The 18,239-nt window shown below is 45.9% G+C and carries 12 protein-coding genes; 6 read left to right on the top strand and 6 right to left on the bottom strand.

All coding sequences use genetic code 11. From position 1 onward, the window contains the following. Nucleotides 1-183 precede the first annotated feature (183 nt). Nucleotides 184-2,100 carry an OmpA family protein gene (locus LZZ85_RS22735; RefSeq protein ID WP_237875667.1) on the top strand — a complete coding sequence of 639 codons (1,917 nt, stop codon included), beginning with the start codon at nt 184-186 and terminating at the stop codon, nt 2,098-2,100. 661 nt (nt 2,101-2,761) lie between these two features. On the opposite strand, the gene LZZ85_RS22730 is transcribed toward LZZ85_RS22735, so the two are convergent. The 5 genes from LZZ85_RS22730 to LZZ85_RS22710 all read right to left on the bottom strand — a co-directional run bounded on the left by LZZ85_RS22730 (nt 2,762) and on the right by LZZ85_RS22710 (nt 7,440). Next, complete coding sequence (locus LZZ85_RS22730) at nt 2,762-3,544, bottom strand: hypothetical protein (protein WP_237875666.1); 783 nt, start codon at nt 3,542-3,544, stop codon at nt 2,762-2,764. 318 nt (nt 3,545-3,862) lie between these two features. Next, nucleotides 3,863-4,657 (bottom strand): hypothetical protein, encoded by a 795-nt coding sequence (locus LZZ85_RS22725; protein WP_237875665.1) that lies wholly within the window; start codon nt 4,655-4,657, stop codon nt 3,863-3,865. Further along, nucleotides 4,657-5,511, bottom strand: a complete 855-nt coding sequence (locus tag LZZ85_RS22720) for a hypothetical protein (RefSeq protein WP_237875664.1) — start codon at nt 5,509-5,511, stop codon at nt 4,657-4,659. The genes LZZ85_RS22725 and LZZ85_RS22720 overlap by 1 nt, the downstream gene beginning before the upstream one ends. 73 nt (nt 5,512-5,584) lie before the next feature. Continuing rightward, a complete protein-coding gene (locus LZZ85_RS22715; protein WP_237875663.1) occupies nt 5,585-6,373 on the bottom strand; it encodes a hypothetical protein in 789 nt (262 codons plus the stop codon). Between the two features lie 2 nt (nt 6,374-6,375). Next, nucleotides 6,376-7,440, bottom strand: a complete 1,065-nt coding sequence (locus tag LZZ85_RS22710; protein ID WP_237875662.1) for a hypothetical protein — start codon at nt 7,438-7,440, stop codon at nt 6,376-6,378. A gap of 515 nt (nt 7,441-7,955) precedes the next feature. Between LZZ85_RS22710 and dprA the strand changes: the two genes are divergently transcribed. From dprA to LZZ85_RS22685, 5 genes are all read left to right on the top strand, one after another. After that, nucleotides 7,956-9,065, top strand: coding sequence for a DNA-processing protein DprA (dprA, locus tag LZZ85_RS22705; RefSeq protein ID WP_237875661.1), 1,110 nt, complete (start codon nt 7,956-7,958; stop codon nt 9,063-9,065). Nucleotides 9,066-9,315: 250 nt separating this feature from the next. Continuing rightward, nucleotides 9,316-11,352, top strand: coding sequence for a T9SS type B sorting domain-containing protein (locus LZZ85_RS22700; protein ID WP_237875660.1), 2,037 nt, complete (start codon nt 9,316-9,318; stop codon nt 11,350-11,352). Nucleotides 11,353-11,518: 166 nt separating this feature from the next. Then, nucleotides 11,519-14,197 (top strand): T9SS type B sorting domain-containing protein, encoded by a 2,679-nt coding sequence (locus LZZ85_RS22695; RefSeq protein ID WP_237875659.1) that lies wholly within the window; start codon nt 11,519-11,521, stop codon nt 14,195-14,197. Between the two features lie 338 nt (nt 14,198-14,535). Then, nucleotides 14,536-16,029, top strand: a complete 1,494-nt coding sequence (gene guaB / locus LZZ85_RS22690) for an IMP dehydrogenase (RefSeq protein WP_237875658.1) — start codon at nt 14,536-14,538, stop codon at nt 16,027-16,029. A 185-nt stretch (nt 16,030-16,214) separates the two neighbouring features. Continuing rightward, a complete protein-coding gene (locus LZZ85_RS22685; RefSeq protein ID WP_237875657.1) occupies nt 16,215-16,733 on the top strand; it encodes a 5' nucleotidase, NT5C type in 519 nt (172 codons plus the stop codon). A 23-nt stretch (nt 16,734-16,756) separates the two neighbouring features. Here LZZ85_RS22685 and LZZ85_RS22680 read toward each other — a convergent pair whose 3' ends face one another. After that, nucleotides 16,757-18,103, bottom strand: coding sequence for a DUF2339 domain-containing protein (locus tag LZZ85_RS22680; RefSeq protein WP_237875656.1), 1,347 nt, complete (start codon nt 18,101-18,103; stop codon nt 16,757-16,759). Nucleotides 18,104-18,239: the final 136 nt, after the last annotated feature.

The following is an 18,239-nucleotide window of genomic DNA, read 5'->3' as shown; positions in this document are numbered from 1 at the left end:
TAATGTTTAATTAGATGATTATCAGCGCTAATGGATGCGCTTATAATCATTATTAATGCCTGCCCCCTGACGCAACTCATAGGTATTGGACAAATTGTTGATTTTCGATACACCTATACCGCCCTGATAATTTCCCGCATAAAATTTGCCCCTCTTCGTTATTGTACAACAATCGTTTATCTGATGAAGAAACTTGCGTTCGCCTTTCTGTTCTGCCTGACGATAGTAGCCGGATCTGCACAGCAATACGACCCGACGAAAATCAGTAAGAAAGCTAAAACCGCTTACGATAAGGCTATTACCCTCGCACAGGATGGCAAATTGCAGGAGGCTGCAGTGTTACTGAAGCAGTGGGCTGAAACGGAGCCAAATTTTGTGGACGCGTATCTTTCGCTCGGCGGAGTTTACGGTGAACTGAAAGATCATCAGCAAAGTATCAGCTACTACGAAAAAGCATTTTCGATGGACCCTGAATACACCATCGAATCCAAACTTCCCTATTCTATCAATCTTGCAAGGATCGGACAGTTCGATAAAGCACTGGCTGCGATCAATGAATACCTCGACAAAAATCCTCCGGCAAATTCCAATACGCGGAAAGCTGCAGAATTCCGCAAGAAAACATACACTTTCGCGGTTGAGCACGCAAAGCAACACCCTGCCAATGGCTATGTGTTCAAACCGGTGAATCTCGGAGATGCGATCAATAGCACAGAATCGGAATATTTCCCGTCCATCACCATAGATGGGAGCAACCTGGTCTTCACCCGCAACCTGGGCTACGCCAATGAAGACTTTTACCAGAGCAAATGGAATGGTACAACATGGGACAAAGCAGTGCCGGTTCCCGGTTCGGTAAATACGCCGATGAATGAAGGGGCGCAAAATATCTCCCAGGATGGACAATTGCTGGTATTCACAGGTTGTAATCGTCCTGATGGATTTGGTGGCTGCGATCTGTACATGTCCCGCCTTACGCCAACCGGTTGGGATGAAGCAACCAATCTCGGCGGGCGGATCAACTCAGACCAGTGGGATTCTCAGCCCTGCCTGTCTCCTGATAAACGCGATCTCTACTTTGCCAGCCGTCGCTTTGGCGGTTTCGGCGGATGCGATATCTGGGTCTGTCATTTGCGGGAGAACGGGAAATGGAGCGAACCTGAAAACCTTGGCCCCTCCGTTAACACGCCCGGCGATGAACAATGTCCATTCATACATGCCGATAATCAAACGCTTTATTTCACCTCCAACTACTGGCCCGGCTACGGTGACGAGGATATTTTCTATACGAAAAAAGGCCCCGGAGGAGACTGGAGCAAACCCACCAACCTCGGCTATCCTATTAACACCATAGATCGCGACGGCACTCTTTTCGTGACCGCCGATGGGAAAACAGCCTATTACGCGAGTGATAAGATCGGCACAAAAGGCGGACTGGACATCTACAGTTTCGAGTTGCGCGAAGATCTTCGCCCTTCAAGAACGCTTTGGGTGAAAGGACAGGTATTTGACAAGAACACGAAAAAAGGACTCCCTTCCAATGTGGAGCTTACCGATCTCGGAACCCGGCAGATCATTTCAAAGGTCCAGACCGATGAAAATGGAAAGTACCTGATCACGCTTCCTGTCGGGAAGGATTATGTGTTCAATGTAAACAGGAAGGGGTATCTCTTCTATTCGGATAATTTTATGCTCCAGCAGCATTCATCCGACTCTACCTATGAAAAAAATATTCCGCTTCAGCCGATCGAAGTGAATGCGACACTGGTATTGAACAACATCTTCTTTGATGTAAATAAGTTTGACCTCAAGCCGGAATCACAGATCGAGCTCGATAAGATCGTTCAGCTGATGATGGATAACCCCACGGTGAAAGTAGAGATCAGTGGTCATACCGATAATGCGGGTAAGCCGGCAGACAATCTCGTGCTATCAGACAAACGTGCGAAAACAGTTGTCGCATATCTGATCAACAAACGTATTGCGCCGAATCGTTTTACCTGGAAAGGTTTGGGAGAAACGCAACCGGTGGCAGATAATAAAACGGAAGAAGGAAGGAGTAAGAACAGGAGGACGGAGATGAAGGTGACGGCGCAGTAGGGGTCTTCTTTTGATTCTTTATTTTCGGATGCTAACGTTTAAAGAGATCCTGACAGAGCTGAATCAGATTGACAACACCTTTATTAATTACAAAGAATAATCATCGCAGAGATCCAATCCGCCGATAAATAAGAGAGAAGATGTTGGAACAAATCTGTCTAACCTGTTGGGACCACTTATTCGCATCCTGCCCACTATCTAAGCTCCCAGATGACCTAATGGACTTTTCCAGGCTAAGTTGCTAAACACGGTGTTGGTCCCTCCGTTGATACGTGATCAATGGAGGTGAAATGGCCGCCATTTGGCAGGGATGCTGGCAGTGAGCGGCCTTGCGCATGGGATCCGATCGGGCGGCATTAAATAATGGAATAGCTTGATTTTTTTATAAAATCTGAATAATTGATATTCTCTTTTGGATTTCAATGAAGGGATGTCCATCTTGATTGTAACTGATCTTAAACGGTATTTGTCCCATAACATCTTGTTTCTTATAAATACTTTTCATTTTCGGAAAAATAAAATCCCTCCTGGAAACAAACAGCAGGGAAGATAACAACCGAAGGTGCTCAATCCTTCATTTATAATTATAGAGGAGATTACATAAAAGTCAAGTCAAAAAACAAAACCGACTCGTATTGAGTCGGCTTTAGCTGTACAAATGTTATTTGTCGGAAGGTTTTTTACGTTTTTTAGATTTAGGTTTCTTCTTTGGGAGAGATGGTTTGACGGGATGCTCTTCCGCATATTTTCTCCAAGCTTCAAAAATCTTTTGTTCTTCAGGGGTTAAATAATCTCGCTCAAGCGTTCTTTTTGTAAACATATAGGGCCTTCGTAATTCTACATCCGTTGAACTAGTCGCCATCAGAACAGGACAACCAAACTTCATGGCATGTTTTGGAAGCATCGTTATCGCTGGTGAGGACTCGCAATCCGTGTAAAAAACGTTATTCAAACTCACATTCAACGAATCAAACTTTTCCAAATACCGATGGTATTTTATGTTATCAATCAGAGTATCGTCAAGTTGTTGCGCCAGACGGGGGCTGTATTTTGCATCTTCATCTTTTATATCAAAAGGATATCCTGTAGTGAGCCTAAAAGTATCATACAAAAAATGTGACCCCATAAGTCGTGCGGTGTCAGAAAAACCAGAATACTCGAATAGTGCCTTCGTTCGATAATCAATAAAAATAACTCTGTCAACCCTAACGGACATCCTTGTTGTATTCTTCTCGGTGCGAATAACAGAGGTGCTAATTTCACGTATTAGCATACTATCAGCTAACCATGACATGGTTTTTCCATAAAAAATGGTGTCTTTACCTTGATTGTAATACTCTCCTACCTCAGTTAGAAACTTGCCTGAGAAGCCTGTCTGTGCTTTTGCAGTAAGACTCGCACTTAAGCAAACAATTATTTTAAGTTGACGATAACATTTAATCATTAGGGGAATAGTTCAGTGTAAATAAATTTACCTTCTTTTTCTATTGGGTACGGGGTTATAAGATGGCTTAGTTTGAACCCCTAAACCAAAATATATGCATTCTGTCCTTGTAACTGATCTTAAACTGTATTTGCCCCATAATAACTTTTTTTTTAAATACTTTTCATTTTTCGGAAAAAATAAAATCCGTCTCCTGGAAACAAACAGGAGGGAAGATAACAACCGAAGGTGCTCAATCTTTCATTTATAATTATAGAGGAGACTCCATAAAAACCCAAGTCAAAAAAACCGACTCATTGCGGAATCGGCTTTATGTGTTCAAATGTTATTCGTCGGAATGTTTTTACGCTTTCCAGATTTAGGTTTCTTCTTTGGGGGAGAGGGTTTGACGGGATGTTCTTCCGCATATTTCCGCCATGCTGCGAAAATTCTCTCTTCATCCTCGGTTAGATAATCACGCAAAAGCATTCGTTTCCTCAACATATACGGTCTTTTCCGGATATTAACTTCGTCTGAACTAGTTGCCATCATAACGGGACAACCAAACTTTCTAGCATGATATGGATATAATGATATTGATGGTTGGCTTTCGCAATCTGCAAAAAAAGTAAAGTAAAGAGTGCCATTTAGGGAATCAATCCGCTCCAAATATCGCTTATACCTGACGCTATCTATTGTAGTATCAGCAAGCTGCCGAGCTTGACGAGGTCCATACTTTACATCTTCATCTCGAATATTAAAAGGATATCCCGTTGTTAGACTAAAAGTATCGTACAGAAAATGGGGCCCCATTAGTCTTGCTGTATCCGACATGTTTGAGTATTCAAAAAGTACCTTCTTCCGATAGTCGATAAAGATAACTCTATCAACACGCACAGATCTTGTAATTTGACCATTAACGTTTTTGTTTACAGACGTGCTGATCTCTTGTATAAGCATGCTATCGGTCTGCCATGAATTCATTATTCCGTAAAAAATAGTATCCTTACCATGATTGAAATATCCTCCCACCTCCGTCGCAAACTTCGCGGAAAATTTATCCTGCGAATTTGCCTTAGTGCAAAGGAAGAAAATAGCAACTATGATTTTTATGTACCTAAGGAATTTGATCATTACGGGAATAATATTGTATAAACAAACTTGCCTTCCTCTTCAATGGGATGAAGTGGCAACCCTAATCCTATCCTAAACCCTTGCACCAAAATGTCAGCGTTTTGTCCACTGTTCTGTAATTCCCAACTTACTTGATGTACTTTCCAGCCGAAATTACTTGTTACAGTACTCGGCCCCTCCGTCGATATATGCTCAATAGAAGTGAAATGGCCGCCGTTTGGTAATGATGAACTTTTTTTGGCCTTGAATTTATCAGTCGAATAAACCTTCCAATCTACCAAAACTGGATCTGTGTAAACTAACCATTTATAATTTGTGCTTACCTGAATTTCTGGATCAGGATCAGGATTTCCGCCACCGCCATCTCCACCACCTGGCAATCCTTCGTTGCAAACACCATTTGGACACAAGGTGGTGCAGGTAGTCCCTAAATATTGCTCCGTAGTGGTAGTTGAACCATCATCGTAAAATGTCGTTGTTACCAAATACCAGTCAGTGCAGCTAGTGTTCTGAGTAGATACCTCACCTGATTGAGTTTGATCCCTGTTATTCCTTCTTTTCACCTCGCCAAAACTGATCTTCTTGCCTCCTGCAAATTTAACTTCATACAAGAGCTTGTCAAAAATAGTCAATAAACTAAACGTCCCGTCAACATTAACATCATTGCAATCCCATACGTTGCCAAGAGTACCCCTGGGTAATGATTTAGTTGAAGACTCGACTTGCATGATATTTCCTTTATAAACGCCTTTACTATTTTCAAATAAGAAAAGGTAGTGATCAAGAATCTTATCGCTCTTGTGAATCATTTTGAAGCTTGAACTCAGAGGAATAATATGTCCACCATTTGGCAAAGACGCCCTTTTTTGGCCTTGAATTTATCGGTCGAAAACACTCATTGCGGAGTCGACTTTAGCTGTTCAAATGTTATTCGTCGGAATGTTTTTTACGCTTTCTAGATTTAGATTTCCTTTTTGGCGAAGAGGGTTTGACGGGATGTTCTTCCGCATATTTTCGCCATGCTGCGAAAACCTTTTGTTCTTCTTGTGTTAAATAATCGCGTTCAAGTGTCCTTGTTGTAAACATATATGGCTTTGCTTGTAGATACGGAGAAAGTGAACCGGTGATAATTGTTATGGGACAACCCAACTTTTCTGCAAGCGTAGGGTAAAAAGTAACACCAGGATTGCTCTGGCAAGAAAGATAAAAAACCAAATATTCTGTTCGGTTCATAGTATCCAGCTTCTGCATGTACCGCTTATATGTCTTATTCTCTATTATGGTATCAGGCAAGCGTACTGTGTCCTTAACACTCTTTCTCGCATCTTCACGCGTTATATCAAAAGGAAAACCAGTTGACAACGAAAAAGTATCATATAAATAATGTGATCCGAGGAGCCTCGCTGTATCTGACATACTAGAGTATTCAAACAGAGTTTTAGATCGGTAGTCCACGAATACATACAACCTCACCATTACAGACCTAGTTGTAACTCCTTTCTTGGTTTTTTCCACAGCGGTGTTAATATCGCTGATGTACATACTATCCGATATCCAATAATGATCGTAGTGATAGAATCCTGTATCTCTGTTTTCTCTGAAATATTCACCTGCTTCTGTTCTAATTTTTCCAGCAAACCTTGCCTGTGCGGTAGCAACAGTACAGAACAAGCAAGTTAGAATGCAGCAAATTGCAATCTTAAGGACTAACTTCATTGCTAGAAAATTTCAGTGAAGATAATCTCTTCTTCTTTAAGGATTTCTTTTGGAAAAATATGTCCCATTTGATAACCAAGAACTAAAATTCCTCCATCTTGGCCATTGTTTTCAATCGCAGAATAAACATTTAAAACCTTCCACCAATAATAATTAATATCTGACTTGGGGCCAACTGTTCTCACATGCTCAATTGAAGTAAAATGTCCCCCGTTTGGTAATGAAGCTCTTTTTTTTGCTTTAATCTTATCTGTTGAGTAGACCCTCCATTCTGGCAGAATTGAATCCTCATAGACTTTCCACGTATAATCCGTGCTTACCTGAATTTCTGGATCTGGGTCTTCACCACCCCCATCTCCACCACCTGGCAGTCCTTCATTACAAACTCCATTTGGACACAAAGTCGTACATGTTGTTCCTAAATATTGCTCCGTAGTGGTAGTGGTGCCATCATCGTAAAATGTCGTTGTTACCAAATACCAGTCAGTGCAGCTAGTGTTCTGAGTAGATACTTCTCCTGATTGATCTCTATTACCCTTGCTTTTCACCTCACCAAAACTGACCTTCTTGCCTCCTGCAAATTTAACTTCATACAAGAGCTTGTCAAAAATAGTCAATAAACTAAACGTCCCATCAACATTAACATCATTGCAATCCCATACTTTGCCAAGAGTACCCCTGGGTAATGATTTAGTTGAAGACTCGACTTGCATGATATTTCCTTTATAAACGCCTTTGCTATTTTCAAATAGAAGAAGATAATGATCAAGAACTTTATCGCTCTTATTGATCATTTTGAAGCTTGAACTCAGAGGAATAATATAAAGAGATTCTCCGTCTTCCAATTTCTCAACGCTGGCTTTCTCGAAAATAAGGCTCTCTTTGATTGCGGATATTCGTCCTAACCTTAGTGGACCCGCGCCAACGCCTTTTGTCTCAAGCCAATCTTCGGCCTTTTGCTTTGATTGAACTTCGAGTTGTCGGTTTAAATTGAGATCGCTTTTGGAACAATTGGTTAAGAACATGGCACAACATGCCAATAGAAAAAGGAAGATTTTTCTTTGCATAAGATGAGGTTTAGGTTTAAAGCATCTTGCCTATAACGATAGACATTTGATACGATGAAAATAGCAGTTTAATCACCACCAACAAAAAATTGAATAGTTAATTGGCCTTTTTTTAAAAAGAGCGAAAATTATAAGTGCTTGCATTTTTTGTCAATTTTCAACCTCGATGAAGTAGGTCGGGGTTAACTATGTCACTTTAAGCATGTAGACAGTTATCACCAAATAACCACCCATGTCATTTTTTTATTAGCAATTTGGAATGGTATTTTCAACCAGAAGCCGCTTAAATGCGGATCGTGATACCCTACACTTTTTCACGGCCTATGATTGACTATAGTATGCTTCGCGGCCGAACATTATCAAAGTTGATTTATTACTCTCTCTAAACTGATTTATTCAATTCAGTTATCTTCTCTAACAACTTTTCTGAATCAGAAAAAAACAATTTTTCGCCGTGAAAACACCTGGGCTTTCATCGCAAGACTGTTTAACTATGTATCTCATTTCAAGTTTCTATGCATGCCGAACTCCTATACCAGATCGCTCTCACCCTCATCCCCAACGTTGGGCCTGTTCAGGCGAAAAACCTTATGGCTCAGCTGGGCTCAGCACGCGCCATCTTCACCTGCCCCATCGATACGCTCAAAAAGATCGAAGGGATCGGTGAGCTGAGGGCGGCTGCCATCAGAAAGTTCAATGACTTCAACCTGGCTGAACAGGAGATGAAGTTCATTCAGCAATACCAGATCAGCCCCTTATTCATCAACGACCCGGCGTACCCGAAGCGGCTGCTGCATTGTTATGACTGTCCTACGCTCCTTTACTACAAAGGCTCGGCAGATCTTAACAATCCAAAGACCATTGCCGTCATTGGTACAAGGACCAATACCGAGTATGGCCGGATCGTTACAGATCAGCTGATCGAAGGCCTGTCCTCACTCGGTATACTGGTGGTAAGCGGACTGGCGCATGGGATCGATGCGATCGCGCATCGGGCGGCATTGAAGAATGGACTACCGACGGTAGGAGTGCTGGCACATGGGCTGAGCCAGGTCTACCCTGCCGGGCATACCAGCCTGGCCCGCGAGATCGTTAAAGAAGGAGGCGGGCTACTCACCGAATTCCGCAGTCCCGCCATCCCGGACAGGCATCAGTTTCCGGCCCGAAACCGCATCGTGGCGGGGATGACGGATGCAACGGTTGTGGTAGAGACAGGTGTCAAAGGCGGAAGTATTATCACGGCTGAGCTGGCGAATGGATACAATCGTGATGTGTTCGCTTTTCCAGGGAAAATCTCAGATCCCAGGAGCGCGGGGTGCAATCACCTGATCCGGTGTAATAAAGCCGGGCTGATCTCTGATGCGGCATCCCTGCTGGAGACCATGAACTGGGGAACCGAAACAAAAATGACGGGGAGGCGATCAGGGCAGAAAGCGATCTTCATCGAGCTGACAAAGGAAGAGCAAGTACTTGCAGATCTGCTCCGGGGGCGGGATGCCGTACATATCGATGAGATCAATCTCAGAAGCGGCTTGCCGAACAGCGTCGTTGCAGCTGCAATATTGAATATGGAACTGCAAAACCTGGTTCTGACACATCCGGGGAAGCGCTACTCGCTGTATTGAAGGTGATCTGCCGGAGCGAATGTGGGCCACGGACCGTTGACCACGGTAGGTCGTTCTACTCGTGATTCCATAGCCTTACTGAAATATTGCGGTTTTTTACGCTTAAAGCAATCGCATGGGGAGATAATGCCGGACGAGTACACGAGACGTGTTTTAAAGTTTGGTCACGCGGTCAGGGTATTCGTTCGAGATCCAATTAAAAGCCATTTTCTAATCAAATGCCTAAAAATTAAATAGTAGTTTTATCGCCATGAAAGCTGTGCGGATCCCCTTCGTTCTTTTTGTATTCGTTGCCCTGCTGACTGCTCATTCTGCTCATTCACAATGCACAGCGCTGGGACAAAATCCGTCGACGGCCTTCCCCGTCTGCGGTACTACTGTTTTCCAGCAAACATCAGTACCTCTCTGCTCCTCACATTCCCTGTATGTTCCCGGTTGCCCTGATGGCGCAGCCTACGAGAACCGAAATCCCTACTGGTATAAATTCACGTGTTACACCGCCGGCTCTTTGGGATTTACCATTACACCTTCCATTCTTGCGGACGACTACGACTGGCAATTATATGATATCACCGGGCTTGATCCCGATGATGTTTACACAAACAGGAATATTGTTGTTACAGGGAACTGGTCGGGGTCATCAGGACCGACCGGTGCTTCCAGCACGGGTGTTAATTTTATCCAGTGTGCTTCAGATCCTGCGACAAATGTCAATACCTTTTCCTCCATGCCGAACCTGGTGGCGGGACACGAATACCTATTGCTTGTAAGCCACTATACCAATAGCCAGAGTGGTTATTCGCTGTCTTTTTCAGGAGGCACTGCCGTGATCACTGATCCGAAGGAACCGCATCTCAGCAAGGTGATCCCGGATTGTGACGGCCGTACACTTACCGTGATCATGAATAAAAAACTCCGTTGCACCTCTCTCAGCGCCGGTGCCGGTCTGGGTTCAGAATTCAGCGTAAGTGCACCAGGCAATACTGTCACTTCGGTAACATCAGCACAATGTATCAACGGATTTGACTTTGACACCCTCACCGTCACGCTGGCCAATCCGCTCCCTCCGGGAGATCACCAACTGGTGATCAATAACGGAACAGATGGCAATACCCTGACGGATATCTGTAACCGCAGCATTCCGCAACTTGAAAGCGTGACTTTCCGCTATGACCCGCCTGTTCCCATTTTTGCCGATAGCATCGGGAAGACAGGCTGTGCGCCCAATCAGATAAAAGTATATTTCCCAAAACGTATAGAGTGTAGCACTATCGCGCCGGACGGAAGTGATTTTACCATAACCGGGCCATCCCCCGTTGCTGTTACAGGTGCACGGGGAGAAAACTGCAGTAACGGAAGAAGCTATGTGATCTTGCTGCAACTGTCTGCCCCTATCGAGGTTGGAGGCAATTATACCGTATTGCTGAAAACAGGAAATGATGGTGGCACCATTACTGATGAGTGCGGCCTTCCCTCTCCCACACACACGAGAAATTTCCAGGCAGCTGATGTAGTTTCGGCTACCTACAATTACACAACACAACTTGGCTGCCGTCAGAACACGCTGTCTTTTTCCCACGATGGCGCTAATAATGTGAACTCGTGGAACTGGAGTTTCAACACCATCAATACGATCACGACGCAGAATCACTCCATTACGTTTCCCGCATCCAGCACCAATACCGTGCAGCTGATCGTGTCCAACGGAGTATGCAGTGATACAGCATCCGAAACGATCGTAATGGACAACGAAGTAAAGACCTCGTTCACCATGGCTCCGATCATTTGCCCTGAAGACCTCCTTGAGATAAAGAACACTTCGGCCGGGCTGGTCGATCAATGGACCTGGACCTTTGGCAATATTGGAAACAGCCAGCTCAAGGATCCCGCACCCGTTAAGTTCCCGGAAACAAATATTGAAGCGACGTATGTTATCAAACTCGTAGCGCAGAATAATTCACTCAATTGTAAAGACAGTACCGTACAGCGGGTAAAGGTGCTGAACAACTGTTTTATCGCAGTACCCTCGGCCTTCACTCCGAATAATGATGGCCTTAACGATTTCCTGTATCCAAACAATGCGATCAAGGCGGAAAACCTCGACTTTAAGATCTTCAACCGCTGGGGGCAGCTGGTCTTTCATTCAAAAGAATGGACGCGTAAGTGGGACGGTAAAGTGAACGGCATCGAACAAGGCACCGGCGTGTATGTATGGATGCTCGAATACACACACAGGGATACAAAGCAGAAAGTTTTTCAGAAGGGGACGACCACACTGATCAGGTAAGTTTGATTGGGGTAAGCTGATTCCGGGTCACTGATCACGGGTGGGAGCATGGGGGCAAGATCCTTTTAAGGGTTGGAAAGCAATAGAGTATGGTTGTCCACGATTTTATTTAAGCATTCCTGCAATGTAGTCCATTAATTCGCGTAATTCGTGTAACGCGCGTATCATGAAACACTACTGCATCATAGTGCTTTTATTTACCTTATTTCTGCCTTTGACCGCGCGGTTGCAGGTGTGCACTACGCTGGGGCAAACTCCTGAAACAGCCTTTCCGGTTTGCGGTTCCAGCGTTTTTACGCAGACAAACGTGCCAATTTGCAGAGGTGGTACCGTACCCGCTCCCTGCGCTGACGGAGGATACCAGGACGTAAATCCTTTTTTTTACCGTTTCAAATGTTTTGCTGCAGGTACTCTTGGTTTTACCATCACCCCTCTGCAGACGACTGATGATTATGACTGGCAGCTTTTTGATATTACCGGGGTGCCGAATGTTCGCGATATCTACTCCAACATCGCTTTATTTGTAGCCTGCAACTGGTCTGGACGTTCTGGTATTACGGGAACAAGTAATAATAACAACGGCCTGATACAATGCGGAGGCAATACCTTTCCTAATTTCAGCAGCATGCCCGGCTTGATAGCCGGCCACGAGTATATTCTCCTGGTCAGTAATTTCAGCGCTTCGCAGCGAGGGTACAACCTTGCATTTTCTGGCGGCACAGCCGTGATCACAGACCCATCACTTCCGGCTCCCGCGGGTGCAGTGATCAACTGTGATGCAAATGAGGTGAGTTTCCGTTTTAATAAAAAAATGCGATGCCACAGCGTTGCGGCGAACGGCACCGATTTCAGGATTTCGGGCGGAGTGGCGATCACCGCGGCGGAAGGCTTTAAATGCTCAGCCAGCTTTGATTTCGATTCGGTACGCCTGACACTCGCATCGCCGTTGCCTCCCGGCAATTATACTGTCACCGTTGCCACAGGCTCGGACGGCAATACGATCCTCGATATCTGTAATACCAGCGTACTCGTAGGGGCCACGGCCACTTTTACTGTTCCTCCAAAGATCCCCTTACCGATGGGTACTGTTGTTCCTCCGGCCTGCACTCCTTCCGTGTTGGTATTTGATCTACCGGAACCCGTACGATGCAATTCGATCGCCGCTAACGGCACGGATTTTATCGTGTCCGGCCCCGGGGCGGTAACAATATCCGGCGCCACAGCCACATGTAACAGTGCAGGGTATACAAACCAGGTGTCCATAGAATTTACATCTCCTGTGGTTTTACCGGGCAATTACCAATTGATCATTCAGCAGGGTACCGATGGAAACACATTAACCGGGGAGTGTAACCGAATGATCGCCGCTGGTCAGGCAGCAGGATTCAACATAGCTCCGCAACCTCCGATCGCCATGGGAACCGTAGTACCTCCATCCTGTGCTCCCCAGACCATCACCTTCAATCTCCCTGAAAAGATCTTCTGCAGTACCATCGCTGCCCAGGGAAGTGATTTCAGGATCACCGGCCCGGCAGCGGTAACGATCACCGGGGCCACCGCCACCTGCGATGCGAACGGGCAGGCTACGGCGATCAGCATTCAGTTATCGGCACCACTTGCTGTAACGGGCAACTACCAACTGCGGGTTGTGAGTGGTTCAGATGGTAATACCCTGATCGGTGATTGCAGCAGGATTTTACCGGCCGGACTAACGACCGGCTTCTTCATTCCCGATGCGCCTTTCACCGCAATGGGTTCTTTCCGAACACCTGGCTGCGCGCCCAACACATTACAACTTGAACTGCCGGCAACGGTACAATGCAGTTCCATTGCATCGGACGGAAGCGATTTCCGCCTTAGTGGCCCATCTCCTGTTACTGTCACAGGTGCAACCGGCAACTGTACTAACGGTCTTAGCCAGTCGATCACGCTTCAGTTATCTGCCGCGATCACACTTGGCGGGAATTACACTATTGAACTGGTAAGGGGAAGCGATGGAAATACCCTGCTTAGCGAATGCTACCGCGAAACCCCGGCGGGCGGTATCACCGGCTTTGCCACTTCAGACACTGTATCCGCAGTGTTCAGCATCGATGTCGATTATGATTGCCTGCAAAATCAATTGCGGCTTGGTCATGATGGTGCGCATGGCGTCAATTCATGGAACTGGACACTGAATGGAACCGGTTTCAGCACGCTGCAGAATGTAACAAGAACGCTATCTTCTTTAAGTCAGAACCAGGTGACGCTGACCGTGTCTAATGGCGTGTGTACAGATACGCATACAGAGCAGATCAATTTCAGCAATAAACTGGTCGCGGCATTTGACCTGCCCGATATGGCCTGCCCTGGTGATAAAATTGAGATCGTAAATAAAAGTTCCGGGCCGGTTACCAACTGGAACTGGACATTCGGATCTACCATTGCTGCCAGCAGCCTGCAGACTCCACCGGCTATTACCTATCCGCTGACGGGAACCGATGCGTTCTACCCGGTAAGACTTACTGTAAGCGATAACAATGGCTGCGAAATATCGCGAACAGAGCAGATCAGGATCCTGGGTAGCTGTGTGATCGGCGTTCCGTCCGCCTTCACTCCCAATAATGATGGAAAGAACGATTACTTCTTCCCACTGAATGCATTTAAAGCCGACCAACTGAACTTCCGCGTCTTTAACCGCTGGGGGCAACTGGTGTTTCATACTACGGACTGGACGAGGAAATGGGACGGTTCGGTGCAGGGAATTCCGCAGGCAACCGGCACCTTTGTATGGATGCTGGATTATGTGCACAAGGATACGAAGGAAAAGGTGAGTCAGAGGGGAACGGTGACGTTGATCAGGTAATGTTATTGGTTAAGGTGGTGTCCTGGGTTTGTTCGATGACCGATGACCGATGGCTGATGGTCGATGACCGATGACCGATGGCAGATTGCCGATAACCGATGGCCGGCCTCCGCAGTTTGATAGTCTCCCAAAATCGGGCATCTCCCAACCAGAGATTCGATAGACACAAGAGATATCCTGTTTGTTGTTTGATTTCGGCCATCGGCCGATGACCATCGGCCATCGATCTGAACAGAAAGGTTCTTTAACTCAGGAACTGGTCCGCGCGTGCGATCCATGGTCCACCATCAATCTCTCCGGATTTTTTTTCAATTGTCCCAATTGCCCTACCTTTGCACATGGCAAGAATAAATTCCCCCTCAGACAAGAACTCCAACAAATTTTTCGGTGAAGGCTTAACATTTGACGATGTGTTACTTATACCAGGTTTTAGCCAGGTATTACCCCGCGATGTCAGCATCCGCACCCGTTTAACCAAAAACATCACGTTGAATTCCCCGTTGCTTTCCGCGGCAATGGATACTGTAACGGAAGCTCCTCTCGCGATGGCACTGGCCCGCGAAGGCGGATTGGGAATCCTGCATAAAAATATGACGATCGAAAAGCAGGCCGACCAGGTGCGTAAGGTAAAACGCAGCGAAAGCGGTCTGATCCTCGACCCTGTCACCCTCCAGGAAGATGCACTCGTTGGCGATGCATTGAGACTGATGAAAGAAAATAAGATCGGCGGAATTCCGATCGTAAGCAAAGACGGCAAACTCGCCGGCATTCTTACTAATCGTGACCTTCGCTTTCAAACAAATGTTAAACTGAAAGTAAGTGAAGTGATGACCAGTTCCAATCTCATCACCGCACCGGAAGGCACCGACCTGAAAAAAGCAGAAAACATTCTCCGCAAATACAAGATCGAAAAACTTCCTGTGGTGAACAGGAGTGGTAAATTGATCGGCCTGATCACTTACCGCGACATACTGCAGGTGACCAGCTTTCCGAACGCAGTGAAAGATTCGTATGGCCGTCTGCTCGTTGGTGCAGGCGTTGGTATCACCAAAGATCTTCTGGACCGTGTAGCTGCACTGCAGCATTCCGGTGTGGATGTGATCGCTCTTGACAGTGCACATGGCCACAGTAAGGGCGTACTGGATGCGCTGAAACAGGTGAAGAAGAACTTTAAAAAGATGAATGTCATTGCCGGTAACGTTGGTACTGCTGCCGGTGCAAAAGCGCTGGCGGAAGCTGGTGCAGACGCTGTGAAAGTAGGTATCGGACCCGGATCTATCTGTACTACAAGGATCGTGGCAGGCGCGGGTGTACCACAGCTTACAGCCGTCATGGAAGCTTATTCTGTATTAAAACAAAAGAACATCCCGATCATCGCTGATGGCGGTATCCGGTATACTGGCGATATGGTAAAAGCGCTTGCAGCAGGTGCTGATTGCGTTATGATGGGCAGCGTATTCGCCGGAACAGAAGAAAGCCCTGGTGAAACGATCATTTACGAAGGCCGTAAATTCAAACAATACCGCGGTATGGGTTCACTTGGCGCCATGGCAACAGGAAGCAGTGACCGCTATTTCCAGGATCCGGAAGATGATGTAAAAAAATTCGTTCCGGAAGGAATCGAAGGCCGTGTTGCCTACAAAGGTTCACTCAAAGAAATCGTTTACCAATATGTTGGCGGCCTCCGAGCCGGTATGGGTTACTGCGGTGCCTCCACCATCGACGAACTCAAAAAAGCACAGTTCGTAAAGATCACCAACGCGGGTATGCGCGAGAGCCATGCGCACGATGTTGACATTACGAAAGAAGCGCCGAACTATAGCAGAAGATAGGCGGCAGGGTGGGATAGTTTAAAGGTTTAATAGTTTAAAGTTTAAAAGTTGTAACAGATCTGTTATAGCATATCGCCAACATTACGGCGTAAAACTTTTAAACCTTAAACTATTAAACTTTTAAACTTTAAAACCTACGAACTATTAAACCTTTAATTCTCATACCTCCAAAACTCTCTTCTCTTTTGAAACGTATAGCAATCGACATGGATGGCGTGCTCGCCGACGTATATCACCAGTTCTTTAAAATGGATGAAGCTGAGTTCGGACAGCGGCGAAAGCTGCAGGATGTGGAAGGGAAACCGGAACGCGAAGGCTTTCCGCATATCATGGAGTATGTGAATACCAAAGGTTTTTTTCGCACCGCGCCATTGATCGCGGGATGCGTTCCCATCGTAAAAGAGATCAATCAGCAATATGATCTGTATATCGTATCGGCAGCGATGGAATTCCCGCTAAGCCTGCCGGAAAAACTTGAATGGCTGGCAGAACATTTTCCTTTTATCACCTGGCAGCAGATTGTTTTTTGCGGATCAAAGCAGATCATCAGGGCTGATATCATGATCGATGACCACTTCCGCAATCTTGATTCCTTCACCGGAGATACAAGTCTGTTATTCTCTCAGCCTCATAACATCCAATCAGATCCGGGCAGACATCAACGGGTAAATAACTGGGAGGAAATTTCGAAGATCCTTTTATAAACAATACAAAAGCAGTGCTGATTTCAGGACTGCTTTTCTTTTTCCCTCCCCACAGCCAGTCCTAACCGCTGATAGTAAAAAGAAAACAGCAATAGCAATACGCCTATGGCGATATAGCAGATGATCTTCTGTAGCGGAGTGAACCGGCCACTATCGATCACCAGCAATTTCAAGAGTGTAAGACCGATCAGTGTTACGGCCGTGAGCCGCACCCATGACTGACGACCAGCAATACCCCAGGCAAAGAGCAGCACTGATACCAGCACCCAAAGTAAGGTTACGAATAATCCATCCCACCGGAGAGAGATCCACAACAACAGTATCATCAATCCCACAATGACCAATCCCCGCTGTAAAAATTTTTCCTTTGGCAGCAAAGCGGTAACGATCAGGGCAGATCCGGCAGTCCAGACTGTTACCATCCCCGACGCCCATACCACATCAAATAAACACAATGAAGCGAGGAAAAGCGCCACATGATTGACCAGTAACTGCTGGGATTCCATAAAACTTAATGGCTGTTTACGTATGATGAGGAACGACATAGCATTAATGCAAAACAGCAGGTAGAACACTATTACAAACAGCAGACCTATCCACTGATCCTGTGATTGATCGGAGCGCATAAAAGCCCAGCCGATCACAAGCGTCCAGGTGATGATCATGGCAAGCTGCCCTACCAGCTTCCATGATCTGCGGAATGAAAGATATACCACACCAATATTGATCAGGAGCATATAGGAAAACAACTGTTCAAATCTGTCGCTGTTTGAGCTGATCAGAAATGGAATACCATAGGCTCCCACCATTCCGATCACCGCAATTTCTTTCCGGTCATATTTTATTGCCGTGAGAATTGTATACACCGTCAGCAGTGCCATGATCGCAAATGCCAGTCCCCCGGAAATGAAATGATAGTAGGTAAAACAGGCATAGGTTGTAAAATAGATCGATGCCATACTTCCGCTGAACAGGATCGCGCTAAAAAAAGTATAGGCTTTTCGTAAACGGACAGAAAGAAGGAACAGTACAATACCGGCCGAATAAGCGAGTACTATGCGCATCATTTCGGAGATCAGCTGGCCATCAATGGCATATTTTACGCCGATGGAAAGTCCGATCACCAATACGATGATACCAACGAGGTGGATCAGTTTCAACCCGATGAAATGTTCGATGCCCTGCGGTTTGCGTTGCTCCGCGTGTGGCGCGGCCTCTTCAGCCTGTATCAGAACAGGCACTCCATGTTGTTCTTTTAACAACCTGAGCTGCTGCTGGAGGTCCCGCAACTGTTGTTGCGAATGCTGGAGGTCTGAAGATAACTGGTGGAGCTGACGCTCCAGGTCATGGATTCTTTCTTCGGCATTCATATGGGCAATATAGAGTTTTTTGGGGGAATGGGGTCGAAGGGCTCTGCTTGCAGTTTTGCCGGGCGGGCAAAGCGCTTTTTCGAGGGGTTGCTTCGAAGACTCTGTTTACGTTTTTTGCCGGAGGGGCAAAGGCCTC

Source organism: Terrimonas ginsenosidimutans (assembly GCF_022012415.1).
Classification (GTDB): Bacteria; Bacteroidota; Bacteroidia; order Chitinophagales; family Chitinophagaceae; genus Terrimonas_A; species Terrimonas_A ginsenosidimutans.
Note: the sequence above shows the minus strand (reverse complement) of the source record. Positions and strands in the feature narration are given on the sequence as shown.